Annotated in this window: 18 protein-coding genes; 5 read left to right on the top strand and 13 right to left on the bottom strand. The window is 39.4% G+C overall.

What is annotated here, in order from left to right; genetic code table 11:
• Positions 1 to 898 precede the first annotated feature (898 nt).
• From K1X61_13355 to K1X61_13295, 13 genes are all read right to left on the bottom strand, one after another.
• Positions 899 to 1,702, bottom strand: coding sequence for a cation transporter (locus tag K1X61_13355; protein MBX7109633.1), 804 nt, complete (start codon positions 1,700 to 1,702; stop codon positions 899 to 901).
• 61 nt (positions 1,703 to 1,763) lie between these two features.
• Positions 1,764 to 3,167: a hypothetical protein gene (locus K1X61_13350; protein ID MBX7109632.1), complete on the bottom strand. Its 1,404-nt coding sequence runs from the start codon at positions 3,165 to 3,167 to the stop codon at positions 1,764 to 1,766.
• Positions 3,168 to 3,184: 17 nt separating this feature from the next.
• Positions 3,185 to 4,591 (bottom strand): efflux RND transporter periplasmic adaptor subunit, encoded by a 1,407-nt coding sequence (locus tag K1X61_13345; GenBank protein ID MBX7109631.1) that lies wholly within the window; start codon positions 4,589 to 4,591, stop codon positions 3,185 to 3,187.
• A 2-nt stretch (positions 4,592 to 4,593) separates the two neighbouring features.
• Positions 4,594 to 8,970, bottom strand: coding sequence for a CusA/CzcA family heavy metal efflux RND transporter (locus K1X61_13340; protein ID MBX7109630.1), 4,377 nt, complete (start codon positions 8,968 to 8,970; stop codon positions 4,594 to 4,596).
• A gap of 78 nt (positions 8,971 to 9,048) precedes the next feature.
• A complete protein-coding gene (locus tag K1X61_13335) occupies positions 9,049 to 9,267 on the bottom strand; it encodes a hypothetical protein (GenBank protein MBX7109629.1) in 219 nt (72 codons plus the stop codon).
• Between the two features lie 1,358 nt (positions 9,268 to 10,625).
• Positions 10,626 to 11,072, bottom strand: coding sequence for a hypothetical protein (locus K1X61_13330; GenBank protein ID MBX7109628.1), 447 nt, complete (start codon positions 11,070 to 11,072; stop codon positions 10,626 to 10,628).
• Positions 11,073 to 11,266: 194 nt separating this feature from the next.
• Complete coding sequence (locus tag K1X61_13325) at positions 11,267 to 12,169, bottom strand: ssDNA-binding domain-containing protein (protein MBX7109627.1); 903 nt, start codon at positions 12,167 to 12,169, stop codon at positions 11,267 to 11,269.
• A 175-nt stretch (positions 12,170 to 12,344) separates the two neighbouring features.
• Positions 12,345 to 13,067, bottom strand: a complete 723-nt coding sequence (locus K1X61_13320; GenBank protein MBX7109626.1) for an N-6 DNA methylase — start codon at positions 13,065 to 13,067, stop codon at positions 12,345 to 12,347.
• A 101-nt stretch (positions 13,068 to 13,168) separates the two neighbouring features.
• On the bottom strand, positions 13,169 to 13,648 hold the full coding sequence (locus tag K1X61_13315) for a crossover junction endodeoxyribonuclease RuvC (protein MBX7109625.1): 480 nt from the start codon (positions 13,646 to 13,648) through the stop codon (positions 13,169 to 13,171).
• A gap of 478 nt (positions 13,649 to 14,126) precedes the next feature.
• Complete coding sequence (locus tag K1X61_13310) at positions 14,127 to 14,366, bottom strand: helix-turn-helix domain-containing protein (protein MBX7109624.1); 240 nt, start codon at positions 14,364 to 14,366, stop codon at positions 14,127 to 14,129.
• A gap of 469 nt (positions 14,367 to 14,835) precedes the next feature.
• Positions 14,836 to 15,360, bottom strand: a complete 525-nt coding sequence (locus tag K1X61_13305; GenBank protein ID MBX7109623.1) for a hypothetical protein — start codon at positions 15,358 to 15,360, stop codon at positions 14,836 to 14,838.
• A gap of 452 nt (positions 15,361 to 15,812) precedes the next feature.
• Positions 15,813 to 16,133 (bottom strand): helix-turn-helix domain-containing protein, encoded by a 321-nt coding sequence (locus K1X61_13300; protein ID MBX7109622.1) that lies wholly within the window; start codon positions 16,131 to 16,133, stop codon positions 15,813 to 15,815.
• Between the two features lie 69 nt (positions 16,134 to 16,202).
• On the bottom strand, positions 16,203 to 17,915 hold the full coding sequence (locus K1X61_13295) for a recombinase family protein (protein ID MBX7109621.1): 1,713 nt from the start codon (positions 17,913 to 17,915) through the stop codon (positions 16,203 to 16,205).
• 337 nt (positions 17,916 to 18,252) lie between these two features.
• On the opposite strand from K1X61_13295, the gene K1X61_13290 reads away from it, so the two are divergent.
• From K1X61_13290 to K1X61_13270, 5 genes are all read left to right on the top strand, one after another.
• Positions 18,253 to 19,464: a type IV secretion system DNA-binding domain-containing protein gene (locus tag K1X61_13290; GenBank protein MBX7109620.1), complete on the top strand. Its 1,212-nt coding sequence runs from the start codon at positions 18,253 to 18,255 to the stop codon at positions 19,462 to 19,464.
• Between the two features lie 100 nt (positions 19,465 to 19,564).
• Positions 19,565 to 19,831, top strand: a complete 267-nt coding sequence (locus K1X61_13285) for a metal-sensitive transcriptional regulator (protein ID MBX7109619.1) — start codon at positions 19,565 to 19,567, stop codon at positions 19,829 to 19,831.
• A gap of 28 nt (positions 19,832 to 19,859) precedes the next feature.
• Positions 19,860 to 21,122: a hypothetical protein gene (locus K1X61_13280; GenBank protein ID MBX7109618.1), complete on the top strand. Its 1,263-nt coding sequence runs from the start codon at positions 19,860 to 19,862 to the stop codon at positions 21,120 to 21,122.
• A 2-nt stretch (positions 21,123 to 21,124) separates the two neighbouring features.
• A complete protein-coding gene (locus K1X61_13275; protein ID MBX7109617.1) occupies positions 21,125 to 22,030 on the top strand; it encodes a hypothetical protein in 906 nt (301 codons plus the stop codon).
• A gap of 11 nt (positions 22,031 to 22,041) precedes the next feature.
• A complete protein-coding gene (locus tag K1X61_13270; GenBank protein MBX7109616.1) occupies positions 22,042 to 22,932 on the top strand; it encodes a hypothetical protein in 891 nt (296 codons plus the stop codon).
• Positions 22,933 to 23,467 lie beyond the last annotated feature (535 nt).

Here is a 23,467-nt window from a genome sequence, read left to right as displayed (position 1 = left end):
CGGAGTTCCTCTTCCTCGTTCCGCAGGAAATCATACCAGCCCGTTTCAGTAGCTGTTATGTCGCGTCTATTTCTAATGGCATAACAGCCACTTCACGCCCTTCGGGTTGCTCTGCAAGCCTGTCATGATTCCTGCAGTTCACTCGTCATCGTCACAGCAGCCTACTATGTCCTACAGAGAGCTTCAGTCATGAATCCTTCATTCCACTGCATGCGCTCCATTCGCTATCTTTGACAGTAGCTCCTTTCGGTTCGGGTTGTTTATAGGCTTTCGCCTTCTCCTTACTCCAACAACCACGAACTCTCAGTTGCCCCCCTCTCAGGCTCATTGCGCGCCATTCCGTTTCATTTTCGTCATCATTCCTTCAGCACTCTGATAGTCCATTCGGCTGCTGCGTCTGGCTCGCCTGCGACACTCACTCGGCTTCGTGCCTGTCATGGTTTTTGTGCCTCCCGCGTGCTTTCCTACCCGCATAGCTATTGCTAAAGCACTTGCCTTAACTCAAGACAAAAACACACACCAGGCACTCGTGTAAACATAGCTGTACACCGCCCTCATACTTCGGGCTATTGTGTACAGCACCTAGCTCGTACTCGCAGACGGCTCGCAGCACTGCGTCTGCAAACCACTTCGTTCATTGCATCCGCTTTTGCTTACGCTAGCTGAAGGCTCCTTTACCTAGACAATTAACATCATTTGTTTTAAATGATATTTTGGAATCTATTACTACTGCTGCTTCAGGATATTCACCGAGATAAGATGCTGCAATCACTGCAATAGTCATTAGTAAGTTGATACTCCCGAAATTCAGTTGGGTTGGTGCAGTGGGGGAAAAAGGATTGCAGCTGAAAGCCTGACCCCCTTGCCCGCTTTTCGCGGGCTTGGGGGAATGCCCAAATTATTTTTGGGAGAGTTTTAAAATTCTGACTGCTCCTTTTGCTACTATGAGAAATATGATTGTTCCTGCGATTAAATCGGGATAGGGTGAGTGGGTGATGTAAACAATTATTCCTGCTGTGATGACTCCGATGTTTGCAATGACATCGTTGCTGGTGAAAATCATGCTTGCTTGCATATGGGCTTCTTTGCTTTTTGATTTTTGAAGGAGATAGAGCGTGACGGCATTTCCGATAAGTGCGAATGTTGAAACAATAATCATGGTTTGAAAAACGGGGAGTTCACCGAATCCTAAAAACCGCCTGATTACTTCTATGAATCCTAATATGGCTAAAGTCATCTGAAAAATGCCTCCTGCTTTGGCAATATTTTTTTTGGTTGATGCAAGTTTTCCGACTGCATATAAACTCATTCCATAGACAATTGCATCTGCCATCATATCTAAACTGTCGGCTGCCAATCCCATCGAACCGGCAAGAAATCCAGCAATTATTTCTATAATGAAGAATGCAAAGTTGATTGTGAATACTATCCAAAGCAGCTTTCGCTCTATGGTTGTTTCATTTGTGATTACTGAATCACTAACAACTTCCGTTGAAATTAATTTTGAACCGAGATTGAGTTGATTAATTTTTTCTGCCAGTGGTTCTGCGCTTCCGGTGTGGTATGCAAATAATTTCCTGTTTGGCAAATCGAACTGTAGTTGCTGAATGGATTTATCTCCTTCCAGTTTCATTCTTATTAATTGCTCCTCTGAGGCGCAATCCATTTTGGAAATATTGAATATTGTTTTCCGGACTGACATTGCTTTAATTTTTTCAGGCTATTTGATTCTTCTTTCTTAATCCGTAAGCTATGCTGTCAATTTAACTTTTATCTTTCTTAAATGATTGTATTGTGATCGTCTTTCCCAGTTTTGTGTGCCGTAACTCCTTAATGTATTCAATCTTAAGTGCAGGTACTTTTGCACCGCGCTGTACAAATTCATGCTCCATCCTTTTCAGGAATTCCGCTTCATTAAAATCCTGATGTGGCCCTAAAATCAAAAAGGTTACAGCATCTTCTGCCTCCTGCACTACCTGCCATCCGCCTATGGGAAGCAAAACCATATTATCAAAGAAAATTTCAGGCTCTATTCTAACTTTTTCGCCAGATCTACCAGGTAAATAAATCACATTTTCTTCGCGTCCCTGAATTTCTTCTATAAGTTGAAATGGTCTGCCGCACGGACACGGTTCAGGTGAGAGTTTGATATGGTCACTCAATTCATAACGAATGAAAGGAAGCGTATAATTCCATAACACGGTAGCCAATACCTTGCTGCCAGTTATGCCGAGTTGTACTGGCTTATTATTATTATCCACTATTTCAAGAATGATCACATCTTCAAAAATATGCAGGCCTTTATGTTGTTCGCATTCAGCGGCTGCCTCGCCAATTTCCGTTGAGCCGTAAGCTTCGAATGGTTTCGTCTTCCAAGCTTGCTCAATAGCTTCTCTCCCTTCTTTCTTAAGCGTTTCCGCTGTGGTTAAAACAGTTTTAGGTGATATTTTTAACCGCCCGTTTATTTGCTCTTGTGCGAGCAGATGAATATTTCCGGCAAATCCTGCAAAGACATCGGGTTGAAAGCCGTTTAGCTCATTTATTTGTTGGTCCATTGGCTCGGTTACATCAAGGGGAAGTGATTTAGAAAACGGAAACGTGATAAAACTGGCGGCTCCGGCTATGTGCCAGGGTAACTTTGATTGAACCGTGGACATACGCAGCTTTTTTGTAAGACTAAATTTAATACCTGTCCATTTCGTTAGCCGGGCTGATTGTGAAAATATATTCAGCCACTCCTTCTTGGTATAAATGGTAATTCCTTTTACGCCCGTTGTTCCGCCTGTTGCAAAAGCAAAGTATTTATTTTGATAAGCCTCAAGACCTTTTACATTATTCAGGAAATGCTCAACATCCTTTAAGTGTAACGACCTGTCTGTAACAATTTCATCCCAGGAGCGCATCAACTCCTGCTTGGTCAGAACAGGCAACTCATGCAATGGACGATTTTCTAGTCCCTGGTGGAACTTTTTATAAAAAGGAGAATTTGCATAAGCAAAGTCACGAAGCTTTTGAACCTCTTTTTCCTGATGCTGTTTTATTTTGTCTCTGCTCCATTTTTCATGCGAATGCAATTTCTTAGCATTCCATAACATTTTTAAAATTTGGAAGAATCTGAGAGACATTTTTTTCGGCTCGTTTTGCTTATTCATAATTGAGGTTTTCATTTTTATTTTACCATTCCTTATTGCGCACATGCATCCATGCCACCTGTTTTGCTTTGAGATAGTAAAAAGAAAGCTCCTTTTGTTACGATTTTTTTATGAGCATCAAGAGGTTCTTTAAAATTTATTGCTACAAAGTTTTCGTTTGCTGTACCCGTTTCTACTTCCACTTTGGAGAATGTGAAATACCCTGCTTCCTTCTGTTCTATGGCTTTTATTTCGGGTGATTTGTTTTTGCAGGATTCATGCGCTTCGCATTGTTTGTGTTGGGTATCAACTTGTGTGATTGTCAATTTTTCATGGGCTTCGCAATCGGGATGCTCTTTGCAGTTTTCCTCTTTAGGACAACTTTCATGTGCGCTGCATTCGGGATGTTCAGCACATATTGTATTTTGTACAAAGACATATTTCTTTCCGTTATCCATCACTACGGATTGACGCGGCACAGTTGCTTCAACTTTTTCACCTAAATCTATTGTAGCATTGATGTACATGCCCGGCAACAGGTGTGGGTCTTCTTTATCGAGATGCCCGTGAATGCGAACTGTTCGTGATTCGTCAAACAATCTGCCTATAAGATAAATATGAGCGGTGCGTTCTTTGCCCGGCTCATTGGCAAGGGTGAACCGTATTTTCTGACCTACACGAATTTTATCAATGTCTTTTTCAAAAACTGTAAGCTCCACATGGAGGTGTTCGGTATTTACGATTTCAAAAATTACATCTTGTGAGCTAACATACTTACCAATGTTGGCATTTACTTTTGTAACGTAGCCACTGATGGGCGAGCGAAGTGAAATGGTTGAAGTTATTTTTCCCTCTTTAACTTCATCTTTGTTAATTCCTATCATCTCAAACTTTGCTTCGAGCCCTTTAACGGTGGCAAGCAAGCTGTTGTATTCCGATTCTGCTTTTTGCAATGTTTTTGCAGCGGAAGCATTTTCATTTTGCAAGGTTACCTGCCGCTGGTAATCTTTTTCGAGGAACACAAGCTGGCTTACGCTGTTCATGTAATCCTGCTGCATTTGTATGTAATCTGGATGTTGAAGCGTTGCAATGACTTGACCTTTTTGAACTCTTGACCCTTCGAGCAAATCAGTGCTTTTTAAAAATCCTCCGTAAGGAGCATTGATGGAATATAAATTTTGTGGCGGTACATCGAGCACACCATTTACTTTAAGAATGGCACTGATGCTTCTTGTCTTAATGCTGTCCATCTCTATTTCGGCAGCTTTTATTTGTTCATCTTTTAATTCTAAAAAGGATGCTCCATCACCCGCAGCACCTTCTTCAGCGGCTTCTTCTGAACTGCCTTTTGCTTTGTCACCTTTTTCGCCACAAGAGGTTATCGTTAAAGCAGCAAAGATTGCTGCGATAAGCATGATGTTTAATTTTATTTTTTTCATTGCCTGTTTTATTTTATTCATAATTATTTTGATGGTGTAAAATGGGTAAGAGTAATTACAGATTCATTGTATTGATTGAGTAATTCAAAATAGCGTAATTGTGTTTCGGCAGCCTGAGAAGTGTTTTGTATAAACTCCACATATCCTATTTCGCCATTAATATATGCTACCTGTGATGTTCTGAGTAATTCCTGCGATTCCGGCAAGCCGCTACCCTGATAATAGTTAATTGCATCGAACAGCCGTAAATAATTTTGATACTGAGCATAATAATTGGTTTGCAATTGAAGTTCAGCCTGCTTTAGCTGCTCCTGTGCTATTTGCCCACCTAATTCTGCGTGCTGAACCATGCCTCTCTGCGTATTAAAAAACAATGGTATTGATATTCCCAACTCAAAACCTCCTACGCGTGTGCCGGGAAAATAATTCCGTTCAATACTTGCAGGATTAAAAGATGAAAGGATATACTGATGGTAGTAGCTCCCAAAAATATCAGGAAGGAATTTATTTTTCTCAACATTTGCTTTAACTGATTGGACTGTTACCTGTTGCCTGTAAAAATTAAGAAGCGGATAAGAAGCTAATGCGCTGCTATCTGGCGAAAAGTTTTCGATTAATTTAGGGAGCTTGGTTTCAGCAATAGTGATCGTATAATTTACATTGAGTAGTTGCTGTAATTTTTTATTATTTATCAATGCTTCAACTTCTGCCTGCTGTTTTTGTAATTGAATTTCCCGATACCTGTTGGATGCAACTATTTTTTCGAGATTAGAAGATTCGCCTGTTGCAAATCTCACATTTGCTATGCGTGAAAAGTCACTGTACAAACTATCCTGCGCCTGGAGTATGCGTAATTTTTCAATCAAATATAGTTGTGCGTAATAAACAATCTTTACTTCCTTTATTAAATAATTATGTTTTACCTCTGCCGATTGCTCACTGAGTTTTGTTTCTGCTTTAGCCAATTTCTTTTGCGCAGTATATACCGTTGGAAATTCAAAACGCTGCGATATAACCCAACTATTATCAGAACTTCCTCCATCGGTGGCATCCTGCATTATTGTAATGTCTGTTTTTTCAATATCAAATGCAGTTTTTTGCAGTGCTTTAAATTGCTTCGTTTCCAATGTTGCAATTTTCATTTCAGAATTGTTTTCCACTGCAATCTTTATGCAATCATCTAGGGAAAGAGCCTGATGGTCCTGTGCATTTGCTTTTCCGGTACTAAAGAAAACAGCTAAAGCAAGAAAGAGAATATGAGCAGAGGCAAGTGAAGGTTTTAGTTTTTTTCTTCTTGAAAACAAAATGTATAAAACCGGAATGACTATTAGTGTAAGCAATGTTGCTGATATGAGACCACCAATTACAACTGTAGCAAGTGGCTTTTGAACTTCGGCACCTGCACCGCTTGAAAGAGCCATTGGTAAAAAACCAAGTGATGCAACTGCTGCGGTCATAATAACGGGTCGCAACCTTACCTGCGTTCCTTTTTTTACTCGCTCATAAATATCTGTAACTCCTTCCTTTTCCAACTGATTGAAGTACGCAATTAATACGATTCCATTTAATACAGCTACACCAAACAAGGCGATAAAACCTACTCCTGCGGAAATGCTGAAGTGCATATCGCGCAACCATAATGCATATACTCCACCGATAGCAGAAAGCGGTACTGCAGTAAATATGATTAACATTTCCTTTACAGAGCGAAAGGTTAAATAAAGCAAAACTAAAATAAGTGCCAATGCAGCAGGCACGGCTAATGACAATCGTTTTTCAGCTTCTTTGAGATTTTGAAACTGACCTCCATAGGTAACATAATATCCGGCAGGTAGTTTTAATTTTTCTGATAGAATTTTTTGAATATCTTCCACTACAGTTTCCACATCTCTGCCTCTTACATTGAAGCCGACATAAATCCTTCGTCTTGCATCTTCATGTGAGATTTGTCCCGGTGCAGTTTTATATTCAATATGTGCAACCTGGTTTAATGGAATTTTTTTACCATTTGGCAAAGGCACATACAGGTTTTCAATGTCCGATATATCCTTCCGCAAATCCTGCTGTAACCTAACCACCATGTCAAATCTTTTTTCACCTTCAAATACAACTCCGGCAACGTTCCCTGCAAATGCTGTTTTCAGAATCATGTTTATATCCTCTATATTTAAGCCATATTGTGCTATCCTGTCACGGTCGTACTCTACAACAATCTGCGGTAAGCCCGTTACCTTTTCAACAATGGCTTCGCTCACACCTTCCACAGGCGTTATCCATTGTGCAATTAAATTTGCCCGTTGTACAAGCGTATCTAAATCATCACCGAATATTTTAATCGCTACGTCCTGCCTTATTCCTGTCATTAATTCATTAAAACGCATTTGCATGGGTTGCGTAATTTCTTTATTGATTCCGGGAAGGACAGATAATTCTTCTTCCATTTTTTCCATCATTTCTTCCCGCGTTTCAGCACTTGTCCATTCTTCTTTTGGCTTCATGGAAACCATCATATCGCCTCTTTCGATTGGCATGGGATCGGTTGGAATTTCTGCGCTTCCGATTCGTGTAACGATTTGTTTTATTTCCGGAAATTTTGCTTTCAGAATTTTTTCAGCCTTACCAAATGTTTCTACTACCTGAGTTAATGAAGCTCCCTGCATCATGCTTATTTCTACGGTAAGGTCTCCTTCATCAAGGGTGGGAATAAATTCACCGCCTAACCGTGTGAATGTGAAAATGGTTGCAATAAATAAGGCGACTGAAACAATCACTACTGCAATTTTTTGTCGCATTGCAAAACCAAGCAAAGGCGCATATATGCGGTGCAAAAAGTCCATTATTTTATCGCTGATGTTTTTTTTGTGTTCTGCTTTTTTGCTTTTACTTAATACCAGCGATGCCATCATGGGAACATAGGTAAGTGAAAGGAGCAGCGCCCCTATAATTGCAAAGGCAACCGTTTCTGCCATCGGGCGAAACATTTTTCCTTCAATGCCAACCAGTGTAAGAATAGGAAGATAAACAATGATGATAATTATTTGACCGAATGTGGCGCTGTTCATCATGCCGGATGCAGAATGAAATACGGTTTCGTTCATTTCTTTTTGGGTAATTATATCTTTCCCTGCTTGCCGTGAAGTATGCAAACGATGCACAACACTTTCTACAATTATTACGGCTCCATCCACTATCAACCCGAAATCAATTGCACCTAAACTCATAAGGTTACCAGATACCCCAAAAAGCTTCATCATTGAAATGGCAAAGAGCATGGACAAAGGAATTACTGATGCCACTAATAAACCTGCTCTTAAATTTCCAAGTAAAAGCACAAGAATAAATATTACAATCAGTGCCCCTTCAATAAGATTTTTTTCAACTGTGCCCATCGCTCTTCCAACTAATTCTGTGCGGTCAATGAAAGGCTCAATTATTACTCCTTCGGGCAGGGATTTTTGAATCTGCACCATCCGTTCTTTTACGTGACTAATCACTTTACTGAAATTTTCACCTTTGAGCATAAGCGTAACTCCGGCAACCGCTTCACCTTCGCCATTGCGGGTTATGGCTCCCATCCGGGTTGTAGCGCCAAACTGTACAATAGCTATGTCACGAATCAAAAGAGGAACATCATTTACAGTTTTAACAACAATTTTTTCAATGTCCTCCAATGATTTTACCAAGCCCAATCCGCGGATAAAATATGCATTGCCGTATTGCTCAATATAAGAACCGCCTGTGTTTTCATTGTTGACTTCAAGCGCATGATATATTTCGGGAATGGTTATGTTGAGCGCATTTATTTTATCATTGTCAATGGCTATCTCATACGTTTTTACAAAACCTCCCCAACCGCTCACTTCTGCAAGACCTTCTGTGCCTGAAAGCTGGCGTTTTACAATCCAGTCCTGCATTGTACGCAGGTCGGTAGCGCTGTATTTATTTTCAAAGCCGGGTTTTGCATGAATCACATAATGATAAATTTCTCCAAGCCCTGTTGTTATAGGCGCAAGCATGGGTGTTGCCATGCCTTTGGGAATTTGTTCCTCGGCTTCCTTTAATCGTTCTGAAATCTGCTGCCGCGCCCAGAATATATCAGTAGCATCTTTGAACACGATAGTAATTACAGAAATACCTGAACGGGATATTGAGCGTTTTTCAATAACGTGAGGAATGTTTCCTAATGACAGTTCGATGGGTACGGTAATGAATTGCTCCACTTCCTGTGCGCCAAGCGTGGGTGCAAGTGTCATTACCTGCACCTGGTTATTTGTTATGTCGGGAACGGCATCAATAGGCAATTGAGTTGCTGAGTAAATGCCCGCAATAACGAGCAAGGCGGTAAAGAACCCGATTACTCCTTTATTGTAAATGGAGAATTTTATGATTTTGTCAAGCATATTTTATTTTTATTAAAGGACATAGTTTTTCATGTACATTTTAAATGCAGGTAACACCTTTAGTAAATGTGAGGATTACTATGATGCTTTTTCTTTATCGTGAGCCATACATGCCTCATGAGAACAGGCTTTACCATTTTCGCAATTTTCGTGCGCTTCGCACTCAGGATGTTCAGGGCAATTTTCTGATACCGGGCAATTCTTGTCGTGCTCTTTACACATGGTGGTGTCCGGCTTGTTGTTACATGCAACAGTTATCATTGACAATGCAATGAAAGAGAAGATTAATTTTTTCATTTTGTTTTCTATTTTAATTATTTGTGAATTGAATTGTTATAAATGAATTTTAAAGTAGTGGCTGATTTTTGCTATAATTCCGATTATCACAATGACACATATCAAACCGATAATAGTGTATTTGACTATCAGCAGCCAAGTGATTTTAATTGGCTTTTTCTTTTTTTTTGTTTTAGCAGGAACTTTTTATTAAACGAGTTAACGTGGGAACTCTCTTTTATGCAGACAGCATAAAAGAAAATTCAGTGCGCAATATTGCGCACTTACCAAACATTAACTGATTTTGGGTGGCTGCCAGTGGCTGCCAAAAAAGGCAGAGGAAAAATTAGCGGAGTAAAGTATAAACTGCTTGCCGGATGAAATGTATTGAGTCGAAAGAAACTTGCAGAATGGCATCACTACGAAACCAGGGCAACAACTGCATTGGCAAAAGGGGTCGCAAATATTATTTCCCTCTTGATTGCAGTCATGGGCAACAGAAATAGTGGTTGCAGCGGTTGGAGAAAAGGTGTCGTAATTTTCAAGACAGGTGAATGAAGTCAGAAAGAGCACATGAAGTGCTAACAGGAATGAAAATATTTTTTTTGCCTTGTTCACTGTGCGAATATAGAAAAAAGTTTCTACGAAGCGGTATTTGGACGGTGGGGTAAAATAAATGTGAGGTGATGAAGGGTTGGCTTTTTGTGCAGTTGGGTTGCCTCTCATTTTATTTTACAGAAGCGATAGCCAAACGGCTTCGTCGACTTTCGGAGCGTGTCCGTTTCGGTTAGCAGAAATGGTCATCGAAGCGGAAAGCAGTTAGCTATTGGAGAACGTTTCATCATTTCAAGACAGTTAAGGTGATTTTTAATTCTCGAGCTCATTTAATGAAATTCAGAAAGCAACCTTACCTGGCTCAAGAATTTATCACTTTCGAACCGGACGATAGAATCGCCCTGATCAATAAAGCCGTAGCAGATGAAGGTTAATCTTCAGTTCCTCTTCAAGTATCTGGTCAATTTGTATCCTACGAGAGTTCCGGAAGCTTAAGCGAGGATGGAAAGAACATTAATGTTGAATATAGCTATTATGGTGGCATGCATTGGACCGAACTTGGACCAAGCAATAGTTTTAATTTCTAATGCCTACCGCTTTGACTTAAATCCTTTTTCCGCGAATGTAAGCATCGCTTGCACTGTCAAGGTTAAAGTGAATTTTTGAAGAAATATTTTCTTGTTGCCAGTAAAAGCGCAAAAATATTTCTTCAAAAAACCTTGACAGAAAGCTTATGCTCAAGCTTTATTGCGGCTTACAAAGGATTTAAGCCTTTCAATGATTTAATCTTCTTTGGACAGATTATAATATCTCGAATGATATTTCTAAGATATCAAATGAATCTTACCTCCCTTCAATTTAAGTTTACCGCTTCTGCATGCTTTAGTGAGTACCGGATAAATTAAAGTCCCAAAATATTTTTTGTCCTTCGTAGCTGTCTGTTGTTTGAATAGTTCTTCCAATAATTCACCAGAACTTATAGGTTCCTTCTTGTTTTTCAAAACAGCAATAATAGATTCCAAGCGGTTTGTTCTGGTTTGCTTGACAATTTTACCCTTTGATTTTGCAGGTGATTGTTTCTCTCTTTTACTCGTAATTTTCTTGTTGAGAGTGCTTTGGTTCCTTCCTGCTCTCCCACTTACCTGCGTTTCACTTTCAGATTCAAAAAGTTTTCGTGCTTTACGTATAAAGTCGAGAGATTTTAATAGAGATACTTCTTGCTCTCTCAGTATTTCAAGATTACTACTTACAATTTGATTTAGCGTGATCATCCAAATGGTGTTTGTTTGCTCCAAAGGTATGTCTTCCTGTAATAAGAATATAGTATTGATCAGCTTGTAGCAGTCGCATAAAAACTAGGAAGTTTCAGTATATACTTAGAAAATGCTTAGCACATAGTTATTTGATGCAAATAAAGTAAAGCCCCAGATAAAAATCGGGGCTTTGATATCATAAATACACTACTTTACTCCACACCATTTTGCTCGGCCATTTCTTCTTTCACTTCAAACTGTTGCCCAAGAATATAATCCACTGCCTTTTGCGCTTGAGAACTGGCAAGTACAATGAAGTGATCATCATTTTCCAGTTTGTCTAACCACCCACTGATGTAAGCAACATTGTTATCGATTTGCTTCTCAGCAATTCCGGTCAGCGATTCCAGATAGCAGGCACCTATTTCAGCCACCAACTCTTCAAATGAATATGGTGGTGAACCAAACTCAGTCATCTCCAACAGCCCTTTGCGATTAAGTCTTGTTAAGTGACCTGTGCTATGGACCAGTTCATGAAAGAGTGTAGCATAGTAACTTTCATTACTTGAGAATGTGCCCATCTTGGGCATGTTAATGAAGTCCAGAAGCGGATTGTAATATGCCTTAGCCTCTTTCTGGGTTATTTTCGGCTTTGATGGCATATTCTCGATAATATGTTCGCAGGCCTGAATCGGATATGCTTGCCGAGTTACTACAGGAATTTTTTCAGGCGGAATCCCGGTGCATTGAGCAACGTTATAAACGTTGTAATACCGGAGAAATGGGTACTTCTTACTGTTCAATATTTCTCCCTCTTCTTGCTTTGGTTCTACCCAATTCCAATAGACTACTGGATAGGACTTTTCATCCTTCTTAACCGATGCTCCTAATTCTTTGATTTGGGAGTAGGTGAGAAAATAGTTCTGTTCATACCCGAGTGATGCTAAGAGCATGACATTGAGGCCGCGATACACTCTGCGGGAAATAAGATTTTGTGGGATGCCGGCTTCTGCCCATGGTTTCTTCCAGGGGATGGTGCCTTGTTTAAGTAGTTCAATGATGCGGTCGGTTACAATGGTGTACACATCCCGCTTTTCTGTGGTTGTGTTGTTCATGAGTAAAAGATTTAATTGTGAAAGAATGTTCTACTCAAAGAGTATCGATTCAGAGCCCGATAAGTAAGGAGGGAGAATTTGCCAGATATGGAAACTATTCGTTGAGGTATTTGAAAAAGAAAAAAGCAATCTCAGTTGTTGACGATTGCTTTAAAATTCTTCGGAAATTGAAAACTCAATTTTGATACACCTTATTAATCTCAGTAGGCACAACAGTACTATTTGCTACCCGCCACAATTGTGATTTCTCTTTAACCTCTTGTCGAAATATTCCGTACGGCCATAGACTGATTTTGTAACTGCCCTTAAAGTCATGTGGAATATCGGCATCTGCGCACATGATTTCAGCACTCACAACCCCGCTTAAAAACAAACTGAGTACCGTCATTTTTACAAATGTGAGATTGCTGTCAATGCCGAAGTAGTGATGCTTCTTTTGACTTTCGAAAGCCATCGAAAGTAACATGCGTCCACTTCCACATTCAGGATCAAGCATCTGAAAGCGTGTTTTAGGAAACACTTTTTCTGCATCTCTAATGGCACTGCGTGCCATGAATCTGGAAATTGGATAAGGAATAAAAAGTTCAGATGGTTTCTCCTTTGCCAATCTGGATTCATAATACTCTCCCAGAATATCGCATCCTTGCTTGCTTTCAATCCGTTGAGTCACTTGTAAGGTAAGAGTAGAAAGCATTTTAGGAAAGTTAGATCGGAGGTCATGATGTTTGTACTTATCCATCACACATAGATATAGGGTTTCATCAAATGAGCGCCCGGTGTGTGGATTTCTTCCACAGAGTGCAATAGCGATAGTTAAAAAATCATCAAAGACAGTGAGCAGATCAAAATGATCCTGAAACTCATCCATGAGAGATTCGAAGGTTTGTTTTGTTTTCATAAAGAGCAGTTTTTTCTTTATGAAAATTTTATCATGATCCCATGAAATTTTTTCTGTTGAATACCCTTACTAAATTTGCCACTTATGGCAAAAAAAATAAGTTATCGTGTTCTTTCTGCAATCAGAGCCGCAGCAATCGCTTCAAACATTTTGAAGTAGTACGGATTCAGGTTGTTTCTTTCCTTTAAATATTCCCGTTTCAGTACCGGATATTTGTCTAATACAAATTCCATCAAATCACTGCTAGAATGTTTTTCCGCAGGTTCTGCCCTGAGTTTTAGATCTTGACCGGTGAACCTGGAAAGACGGATTTTATTCTTCTCTGCTGTTTCCATAATTCCTTTAGTCAAATTCAATAAATTCTTCGAAGTGCGAAGTGGAGATACGACTTTTAACGCTATGACAGATACTTTGAAATGATCACTAATACTTTGAATATTGTCTATAATGAGACGCAGCTTTTCTTTCGACCAGGAACCTTTAAAGGTCTTCACCTGCCATTCCACCAGTTCACCATTTTGAATCACTCCAAGGCCCATTATACGCGTTCCAGGGCTAATTCCGAGAATGGTCGAAGCCATGTTGATTGACAAGATAGGTGAATAAGGCACCCCGAGTCCGCTTTATCTTGTTATCCGGTATCGACATTACCCGAAGTAGAATCTTCCGTAAAAACTCTTCCTTGTATTTTTGAGTAAATTTTACATAGACTTGGATGGACTGATGATCATTTAATACGTTAGCCAGTTCATAGGCAAACTTGCTTTCATAATTTTCTGCATTTGATTCTGTGCTCATAATTTGATAAATATGGTTAATTGTGTTAATAACTTTTCACTCGATCGATATAATTTCTTTAAAGAAATTATTCGATTCGATTAGAGCGAGCGAGTTGCTTTTTCATTTTTTTGCGCCGAAAAACGTGAAGTACGGGGAACACGCACAAGGTTTGTTACCCTGTAAAAAAACTTTTCAGTTTTCTGTTCTTCATTCCTGCATCAATGCTTTGAGGGTAGAAGATCAGTGATGTATCGTTATGGTAATTTTATGAATGCCATTTTATTTCTTCTTTCGCAGATTATTTCTAACCTCCATCCATAGGTCGTAATAAAGGTCATTAGGAAGTGTTGCATATAGAAAACTGAGTTTGAGAAGATTCTTTACTGAAGGCATACTTTCTCCTTTTTCCCATCTGGAAATTCGGCTGGTACTTTTAAATTCCAAAATCTTTGCAACTTCCTTTTGTGTGTAGCCGGTAATTCGCCGATATTTTTTGAGACTGTTGGGAATATCTGCCATACATCAAACGTAGCATAGCGGTGAAAAGAAGAAAGGAGGTAGAATTTGACAGATATGGCAATCTTCTGATTGTATTTATAATCATTGACACGAGTTTGCGATCATGCTACAAAGCTGTATTCAAGTAGCTTAAAATATCGTATAGGTCTTTCTACGAGCCACCTTAGATGGTGAGGGCTATTTGTTTTTACTCATATCATTTATAGGTATTTTCTTATGCCATCACGTAAACAAGACTTAAGAGATTCAATGAAGCAGCTTTCTTTAAAAAAAAGAAAAGAAGCACTAAAATGGATTGATAACCTCTCTGAAAAAGAGCTCGAAGAATTTGAACAACTTAACAAAGTTCAGTTGACCGAATTTCTGATAAAGAAGTACTTGAAGAGAAGGAGAGTACATTCAAAGAAACATCCTAAAAATTAGGCGTCGGCAAATTTAAGCCATGCAATAAATTTAATGAAACTAAAGATCATCTTCTCCGAAGATATTCTTCATGGTTAAAGTTATAAATTGTATTTCTCTGTGTAAAAGCAATTTCCGATTCCAATTTACAGAACCCTGGTTTGAAAGAAACAGTCCCATTGAGATTTAGAATCATTCCGTGAGTATATTGCCAGATATCATCTCCCTGATCATTGAAGCCGTTGTGATTGACGTGCATGATCATTTCTGCTTTCTCAATTTCTGGTACTATTTCATATTCATCTTGTATTATCGGAGTTGGATTAGGAATAAAGTACTCACTATCCCCAAAGCAATATCCAAAACAATTATACATGGGCTCCAAGGGGAATTGGTTTATTGTCTTTTCAGTCGGAGAGGAAATGGGAGCGTATTTACCTAATCTAAATTCTACCACTGTTCTTTTTATTGTTTCAGGTTTTATTTTAAAGGCATCTACACGATTTCTTTTATCTGTAATTAACCATCCTTTAACATAATCAGCTTGAAAATTTATGGCTTGATTATTCCAAACAATATTTCTTGCTCGCATGTTTTCATTATGTTTTTCAATATGCTGGGACGCGTTGAAAACAAGGGATCCATTCTTTTTTAACATTTGTATGTATCTTTTTTATATAGTAAAATGCAAATTATTAAACTATTTTTAGCAAAAAAACTATGAACGATCAACAAGTTGCTGCCGAATTAGTTCGAAGAGGAATTATCTCGGCCCAGGAATTACAGACTATGTCTATAGGTGAGATTCTCGTTAGGAGAGGAATAATTGGACCAGAAGAATTGAACCAGGGACTTAGTGTCTATGAAGTAGTAAAACGAAGAGGCATTATCTAATTGCCACATAGTTAGAATTAAGGAGAGGCTTACAATTCAAAGCTTTTTCCTAAGCAAAGAATATTCATTTGCTTATACCAGAAGAACGTCGATTCTTCTCCGACAAAGACCTTGAGAACGTTCAGGATCTATGCGAAGTCGTAGTTACAATCAGAGCACGTCTGATTTGTGAAGAGTTTGGGACTGCAGAGGCTTTGGATAAGTATCTTCAGGAGAAGAGGATGGAACAGGAGAATAGACAGGCTTAGGAGTCATTTCAAGCCGGAGGTTAAACAGAAGTTCTGGATACAGCTCTTCTGGTCTTTTGTCATAGATGATTGAAAGCTTCAGAAGATTGACCATGTGCGGGTACATCGTTCCGTACTCCCATTTGGAGATACGATCCGTACTATGAAATCCTAATCTCTTAGCAACTGCTACTTGTGTTAGACCACATGCTTTTCGAATTGCTTTTAAATTATTTGGGATCATATGAATGAAGTGTAAATAAAATTTGTAATCACTTGAACGGAGGAGAAATTGCCAGAGAGGGCAATTATATTAGTCTGGTGGTGACAAACTTTTTAAATCTTCTATGCTACACTTTATGAGTTGGTGACATCTAACAGCTTCGGAAATCCAGGTATAGTCTCCACCCAATGACACAGAATGGGATTCAAGGAGCTTAAATCCATTTTTAGCCTTGTACTGTAACGTATTTCCGTCAAATAAAAGTTCGGAAAAGACTTTTTGAATTAGAAGCCGTTTTTCATTTGAATTAGCTTTATAATAGAAAGTATAAGCATCTTTTAGTAGTTCGGAAAGCAATAGGATATCATTGATTACTTCGTGCATTGCGATGTCGGAAGCTTGTTCTTCCATTTGTAGATTCTCAAGGGCCTTATTTAACTTAATTTCCTCTTCCAGGAAATCATCGGTTGTATAAACAGAACTTCTGAGTAATGACAACTTATTTGTGTGTAAATAGGCAAGGTCTTCTCTTAACTTCCTTTTTTGATACTCTTTTTGGTCCAACTCTTTCAAACGTTTCTCTTCAAGTCTTGGTAGATCTGTGTTTTTTCGAGAATTGATTTCCTCGAGTTCTTCTTCGGTAAAAGACAATTCACACAGAGCTTGGCCTACCATTTCTTCAATAAACCTTGATGATATGTTACGTTTTTGATTTTCGCATGGTTTATCACACCTTACACCATAATAGTGAATACCTTTTTGCTCATATGGGGTATAAACGCGTTTACAGTGCATACAGCGCACAATACCGCGATAAGGGAAGTAAGCCTTCTCTATGTAGTGCACGCTCACTTTTTTTGATTTGAGAACGTCCTGGACGCGATAAAACAGTTCTGTGGAGATAAGAGGCTCATGGCTTATACTATCCCGCCAATTGTTTTCTTTATCTCGAATCTTACCAATGTAAAAACGATTTGTAAGAATAAATTGAATGTTTTTGTATGTCGCGAGGTGGCAACTGGGTTCTATTTCTATTTCCTCATCCGAAAGCATTTCCTCAGAAGTACGCTTTCTCCGAATCGGTGGCATGGTCAGACCTTGTTTGATAGCCCATTGTGATAATTCTCTTAGGGTCCAGGTGCCTTCTGCATACATTTCAAAAATGTTCTTAACAATAGGTGCCCTTGTAGGATCGAATGGTTTGTGTTGGGAGTTACCCTCATTCAAATAGCCAATAGGAGCCTTATAAAGACAAGCTCCCTCCTCACGTAGTTTTCTATTTTGGTTTCGAATCTTTTCACTCATTACCCTGGAGTAGTGCTGCGCAAACGTTCCATCAATATCCATGTGTAGTTGGCCGGAACTACTTTTATAATCATATTGAGTTTGCACAAAATGAATGTCGCACTGATTCATGAGCTTTCTGAGCAGGCTATCATCATTCTTGTTGCGGCTCGCTCTGTCCCAGCAGAGAAATATTACTCCTTTGAAAGAACCTTCTTTTAAGTATTTGACAAGCCAGTGAAACTTTGGTCTTTCAATTCTATAACTCACTGTTCCGTTTTCATTGATACTGAAATCTTCATCCTCTTTAAAACCGGTGTGCCTCTCTTTAATTTCGCCCATAGTTGAAAACCCAGGAATAGTAATTTGGGCAATAGATAGTTTATTTGCCTTTGCATACTTTAAACCTTCAGAGATTTGATAACTCAAGGAGTTTTTCTGATTCTCTTTGTCATCTGTACTTTTTCTGGCGTAGAGTAGGTAATGGTTTTTAAATGTTTTATCAAGAGCGATTGACATACACTTATATTGTATCATCACCTCTTTTCTTGGCAATCTCGTTCCTTACCTCCTCTATTGAAATTCCTTCCCGGATAAGGCGAGCTCTTATAGTTCGCAACACATCACAGAGCTCGGAAATGTTTTGCAATTGCTCCTCAGTATAGATGAATTTTGATTTCGGGTTGTCTTCTTGTAAGTTCATAAGAAAGCTGAAAATCTTCTCAGCTTCTTTCATTCTTACTTAAAAAATCATTGTGTGGAAGGAGGGAAAAATTGCCGGTGGAGGCCACTTATTTGCCACAAAGCATCCTTTCTCCCTCCTGTTTTGTATCAGAAAAACCTCTATTGTTTTTATATGGATGAACATTCTAAAATTACACCCATTGGCGTCACCAATTATCGCAGTCAAAAGCAGTGCTTTGGTATTAAAGACAAGGATCGCTTACAGCATATTTATGTTATCGGAAAGAGCGGAACCGGTAAGTCAACACTCCTTGAGAATATGGCTATTTCTGATATTGAGCGAGGAATTGGTTGCGGAATAATTGACCCCCATGGAGACATTGCGCGAGACATACTTAACTACATTCCCGAAGAAAGAAAGAGCGATCTCATATACTTTAATGCCACAGATTCAGAGCATCCAATTGCATTCAACCCTTTGCATGCTGTACATCCAAAGTATCATCACTTGGTTGCGTCTGGCCTTATTTCAACCTTCAAAAAGATATGGGCTGAATCGTGGGGACCAAGACTTGAATATATCCTGCGTTATTGTTTGCTCACACTTATGGAATACCCTGATGCTACGCTTCTTGATATTCAGCCTTTACTTACCGACATGGGTTTCAGAAACCATGTGCTGTTGTATGTTCAAAACGCAGCTTCAAAATCGTTTTGGAGCAAGGAATTTGAAAAATATTCACCTCAGTTTCGCTCAGAAGCTATTTCTCCAATTTTGAATAAAGTTGGTTTATTCCTTACTTCCATTCCATTACGAAACATTGTAGGTCAAAAGACCAAGGGGATTCGAATTCAGCAGGTATTGGATGAGGGTAAGATTTTGATAGTAAACTTATCAAAAGGAGAGATTGGCGAAGATGCGTCTTCGCTGCTTGGAAGCATTCTGCTGACCTCGATTCAGCTTGCGGCAATGCATCGAGCAACGCAACTAGAACATATCCGGAAACCCTTTTATCTCTATGTGGATGAAATGCATTCTTTCATTTCGCTTTCCTTCGTTGATGTACTGGCTGAAGCAAGAAAGTACGGACTTTCTCTTTTCCTCACGCACCAATACATTGAGCAAATTGATGAACGTATTCGAGGAGCTATTTTCGGAAACGTGGGAACTATTATCTCATTTCGAGTAGGAGCAATGGACGCTGAAATCTTGGAAAAGGAGTTCTATCCTATTTTTAATAAAGAAGATTTCATTAATCTGCCCAGATACAATATGTACTTGAAATTAATGATTGATGGAACTACAAGTCAACCATTCAGTGCTAACTCTTTATCATTAAAAGGGAGTTCAGAAGTTAACAATCAGGATATTTCAATTGGTTAGTGATGCATTAAATAAAACCCGAGTTACGTTTTCTTGATAAAGGTATAGATCAGTTTTATAGTGTGTTGACTTATACCCCCTACGGGTATATATTAAAACTATGCAAAGAGTAGATAAGCCTAAAGTCCTCAAAAGGCTAAAAATTATTGAAGGCCAAATACGAGGTGCGCATAAAATGGTATCGAATGATGCGTACTGTATCGATATTATTACTCAAACTTCTGCTATTAAGCAAGCCCTGTCACGAGTCGAGGACGAATTGCTAGAAAGTCATCTCGGCCACTGTCTTGTAAATCAAATTAAAAAAGGACAAACAGACAAAGCAAAGAGTGAGATATTAAAAGTCTATCGTTTAAAGCGAAAATAGTATGAAGCATACCTGTGAAAAATGCTCTATGGACGGGACGTTTCTAAAAGCCGACAAAGACGGCCTTGTTCACTATTACTGCGATCACCACGCACCAGAGGGGGCGACTTGTATTGGTAAAGCGCCGAAGCAACAGTCCAACTTTAAAAAGTTTCTCCCGTTAATTGTTATTTTCTCTTCAATTTTCTTTTTTACGCTAATCCCAAGCGTCCTTCATAATTCATTGGATATCGCATTTTCAATGCGAATGATGATGGGGTCATTCTTTGCTATCTTTGGATTGTTTAAAATATTCAATCTGCGAGCATTTACTGATGCTTACAGCACGTATGACATCCTTGCCAAGCGTTCCCGAGCATATGCATTCATATATCCATTCCTGGAACTTTCAATCGCTGCATTTTACCTTGCTGACATAGGTGGCATTTATCGTGATGTCTTCACCTTCGCCTTAATGACAGTCAGCACCATTGGTGTGATCCAAAAGATCAGAGAGAAAGAAGAAATCCCGTGCGCGTGCCTTGGTATGGTGTTCAAGATTCCCATGACATCGGTAACACTTATAGAAGATGTGGTCATGGCTCTCGAGGCATTAATAATGGTGCTGATGACCCTTGGCCAGCCGATTGCCTATGCCGACACGACAACTATCCTTGCGGAAACGCTCAAAATTCATACGACAGCAGAATGGGTGAAGTATTCGGTACTCGGACATAGAATCATTGGAGTCTTCCTTTTAATTGTTATTGCAGGAGGTATCATCGAGCATTTCAAGCTCCCAATCAGAAGGTTTGTATCGAAATATCTTGTACCAATTCTTTTCTTAATCCTCGGTCTATCTCTTTCATTTGTCGATGTTATTTATCACTCTATTTATGACAATCCGTACGCAGTAGGATACTTGCTCACACACTGGTCTCAATTTTTGCAGCACTTTATGGGCGGAATTTTATTTACTACTGCCGGAGTCGCCGAATGGATACGCCAAAGAAAAAATATCCCATGGCTGGCTTTTGTCACTTCAATCGTCATCTTTCTTACGGGTTCAATTTTCTTTTTTCATCAGCAGCTTGGGATTACTCAATCAGTCATTGCTTCGATGAACTGGCATTTGCTCTTCGGTGCATGTCTCATTATCGGCGGTGCGATCAAGGTCATTGATCTTTTACTTGGAGAAGAAAAGAAAGGATTCCTCGCTGTGTGGGTCATCGTGCTTCTGATCGGCGCTGTCATGATGGCGACTTATCAGGAACCGGTTGGAGCGTATCAATTATCAACAATTATTTTTTAATTATGAAAAAGAAACCACTTTTATTTGTGATAATCGCTGTAATTATAGTCGGAGGCATCATATTGCTTTCGCGCGGGAACAATAATACAGCAAACAGCTCATTAGCGAACGATCTATACCAAGAACAATCTATTACTCATGGTCACGGGTTAGCAGTCGATGTAGCAGATTCGAACAAACTCTACATTGCAACGCACCACGGCCTCTTAGTTCTCATAAATGAAAAAGACCTTTACCGAGTGGGTAAAAGCAAGGATGACTATATGGGGTTCTCAATTCATCCTACAGAGGCAAATATTGCCTTTTCAAGTGGTCATCCAAGTACGGGAGGTAATATTGGATTTCAGAAGTCAGAAGACGGCGGAGTTACATGGCAGAAAATTTCTAGCGGAGTTAACGGGCCGGTTGACTTCCATGCAATGGCAGTTAGTCCGGTAGATCCAAATCTTATTTATGGTTGGTATCAAGGCAACATCCAGCGAAGCATTGATCAGGGCAAAACATGGGAGATTGTAAATCACGAACTGCTACCGGTATATCTTGCGGCTGATACACAGGATGCGAATGTGGTGTATGCCGCAACCAAACAAGGCGCAATGGTCAGTCGAGATAAAGGTGTAACCTGGGCGTCTTTATCGCCAGAATTAGAAGGAGGTGCCGTATCAGTCCTTGTAATCCATCCCCAAGATCCAAAAACCTTTCTAAGTTTCAGTGAAAAATTAGGAGGCTTAGGAAAGAGCACGGATAGTGGTAAGATGTGGAAGAAAGTAAACGAAGCATTTAACAGAGAAACACTACTCCATATTGCCTTTAGTCGAAGCAATCCAAGTGTTGTCTATGCGCTCACTCATGAAAATAAGCTTTACAAAAGCAGTGATACGGGCGATACATGGATCCAAATTCTCTAATTTTAAAATTTATGAAAAACAAATATCTCGTTATCATAATTAGCATTATTGTCCTAAGCAGTATTTTCTTTATTGCAACAAAAAATAATTCAGCGACAGAAACGTCTTCTGGCACTCCAATTCAAAGCCACCTATCATACACTGTAAAGTCAGATTCGCAGGGCAAGATGTATGCAGTAAACGCTCCGAACGAATACACATTCTCAATCGTAGACGAAGAAGGCAATACACTGAAAGATTTCGCAATTACACACACCAAACCGATGCACGTGATTGTGGTCCGAAAAGACCTGGCGTATTTTCAACACATCCATCCCCTATACAATTCATCAAGTGGCACATTTACACTGGAAGACCTGATGTTCCCAGCTGATGGAGACTATCGGATCTTCGCTGACTTTGCTGTTGAAGGTGGAGAGATGGATAACATGGGTATGCCGCTTGCCATTACTCTAAGTCAAGATGTTTCAGTAGGTAGCATGGCAAATTATGAGCCACAGGAACTTGGTAATGAAGAAAGGAATAAGAGTTTTGAAGGGTTACAGATTGTTCTCAATACCCATGGACTATTAAAAACCCGAGCTGAGTCAATGCTTATGTTCTATCTATCCCAAAATGGAAATCCGGTGATTGATCTTGAACAATACCTTGGGGCTCTGGGACATTCAGTAATACTCCGGGAAGGCAGTCTGGACTTTATTCACGCACATCCGATGGAGAATCTGAGTTCAAGCCAAACGGGAAATGTGGACTTTATGGTGGATTTTCCAGAGCCAGGTCGCTACAAGCTTTTCACGCAGTTCCAACGCAATGGCAAAGTTATAACAAGCGACTTTGTAGTGACAGTTGCCGAAGGAGCAAGTTCTGATTCAACGGTAATGGATATGCACGGGATGCATTAACGATCACCTTAGATGAACTATTAAATTTGAGCATCATTCACTTTTTTATATCTTTGGTATACAAAGTGGAGAAGCCTAATCAGATAGTCAAAAGTCTTTCATGGGTAGTTGTGCTGGTAATACTGCACACTCACCTATGCTCTTTCCGCTGTTCTATCGGTCTTTTTGCGTGCTGCAACGAAGGAGATACTGAGGAGCCTGTTCAGAAATCTGGTTCCTGTCATCACGAGGACAGTAGCGGTAACTGTCAAGGTAATCATCTAGCATTTTTTAAAACCATTGGTCAGTATCATTTCCTTCAAGCTGATACAGTTACCGATTTACAATCTCTTATTGCAGTGCTTTTTTCGGATCAAATATTTTATCCGAAAGACATTTTTCATACTGCAGAAATCTACACAGGCTTTCATCCACCACCTCCCAAAGCTGGTACACGCATTATTATTCAGAGCTTCCAAATTTGAGCATCTTCACCTTGTCATTTTTATGACAGGGCTTTCTAGTTTATTGCTATTGCAATAAACACTTGTCAACT

Source organism: Chitinophagales bacterium, assembly GCA_019694975.1.
Taxonomy (GTDB): domain Bacteria; phylum Bacteroidota; class Bacteroidia; order Chitinophagales; family UBA10324; genus JACCZZ01.
This window is presented reverse-complemented; position numbering and strand designations above follow the sequence as displayed.

Coding starts and splice junctions, on each gene's coding strand:
- K1X61_13355 (MBX7109633.1), bottom strand. CDS start 1,702: ATGTCAGTCCGGAAAACAATATTCAATATTTCCAAAATGGATTGCGCC.
- K1X61_13350 (MBX7109632.1), bottom strand. CDS start 3,167: ATGAAAACCTCAATTATGAATAAGCAAAACGAGCCGAAAAAAATGTCT.
- K1X61_13345 (MBX7109631.1), bottom strand. CDS start 4,591: ATGAATAAAATAAAACAGGCAATGAAAAAAATAAAATTAAACATCATG.
- K1X61_13340 (MBX7109630.1), bottom strand. CDS start 8,970: ATGCTTGACAAAATCATAAAATTCTCCATTTACAATAAAGGAGTAATC.
- K1X61_13335 (MBX7109629.1), bottom strand. CDS start 9,267: ATGAAAAAATTAATCTTCTCTTTCATTGCATTGTCAATGATAACTGTT.
- K1X61_13330 (MBX7109628.1), bottom strand. CDS start 11,072: ATGATCACGCTAAATCAAATTGTAAGTAGTAATCTTGAAATACTGAGA.
- K1X61_13325 (MBX7109627.1), bottom strand. CDS start 12,169: ATGAACAACACAACCACAGAAAAGCGGGATGTGTACACCATTGTAACC.
- K1X61_13320 (MBX7109626.1), bottom strand. CDS start 13,067: ATGAAAACAAAACAAACCTTCGAATCTCTCATGGATGAGTTTCAGGAT.
- K1X61_13315 (MBX7109625.1), bottom strand. CDS start 13,648: ATGGCTTCGACCATTCTCGGAATTAGCCCTGGAACGCGTATAATGGGC.
- K1X61_13310 (MBX7109624.1), bottom strand. CDS start 14,366: ATGGCAGATATTCCCAACAGTCTCAAAAAATATCGGCGAATTACCGGC.
- K1X61_13305 (MBX7109623.1), bottom strand. CDS start 15,360: ATGCGAGCAAGAAATATTGTTTGGAATAATCAAGCCATAAATTTTCAA.
- K1X61_13300 (MBX7109622.1), bottom strand. CDS start 16,133: ATGATCCCAAATAATTTAAAAGCAATTCGAAAAGCATGTGGTCTAACA.
- K1X61_13295 (MBX7109621.1), bottom strand. CDS start 17,915: ATGTCAATCGCTCTTGATAAAACATTTAAAAACCATTACCTACTCTAC.
- K1X61_13290 (MBX7109620.1), top strand. CDS start 18,253: ATGGATGAACATTCTAAAATTACACCCATTGGCGTCACCAATTATCGC.
- K1X61_13285 (MBX7109619.1), top strand. CDS start 19,565: ATGCAAAGAGTAGATAAGCCTAAAGTCCTCAAAAGGCTAAAAATTATT.
- K1X61_13280 (MBX7109618.1), top strand. CDS start 19,860: ATGGACGGGACGTTTCTAAAAGCCGACAAAGACGGCCTTGTTCACTAT.
- K1X61_13275 (MBX7109617.1), top strand. CDS start 21,125: ATGAAAAAGAAACCACTTTTATTTGTGATAATCGCTGTAATTATAGTC.
- K1X61_13270 (MBX7109616.1), top strand. CDS start 22,042: ATGAAAAACAAATATCTCGTTATCATAATTAGCATTATTGTCCTAAGC.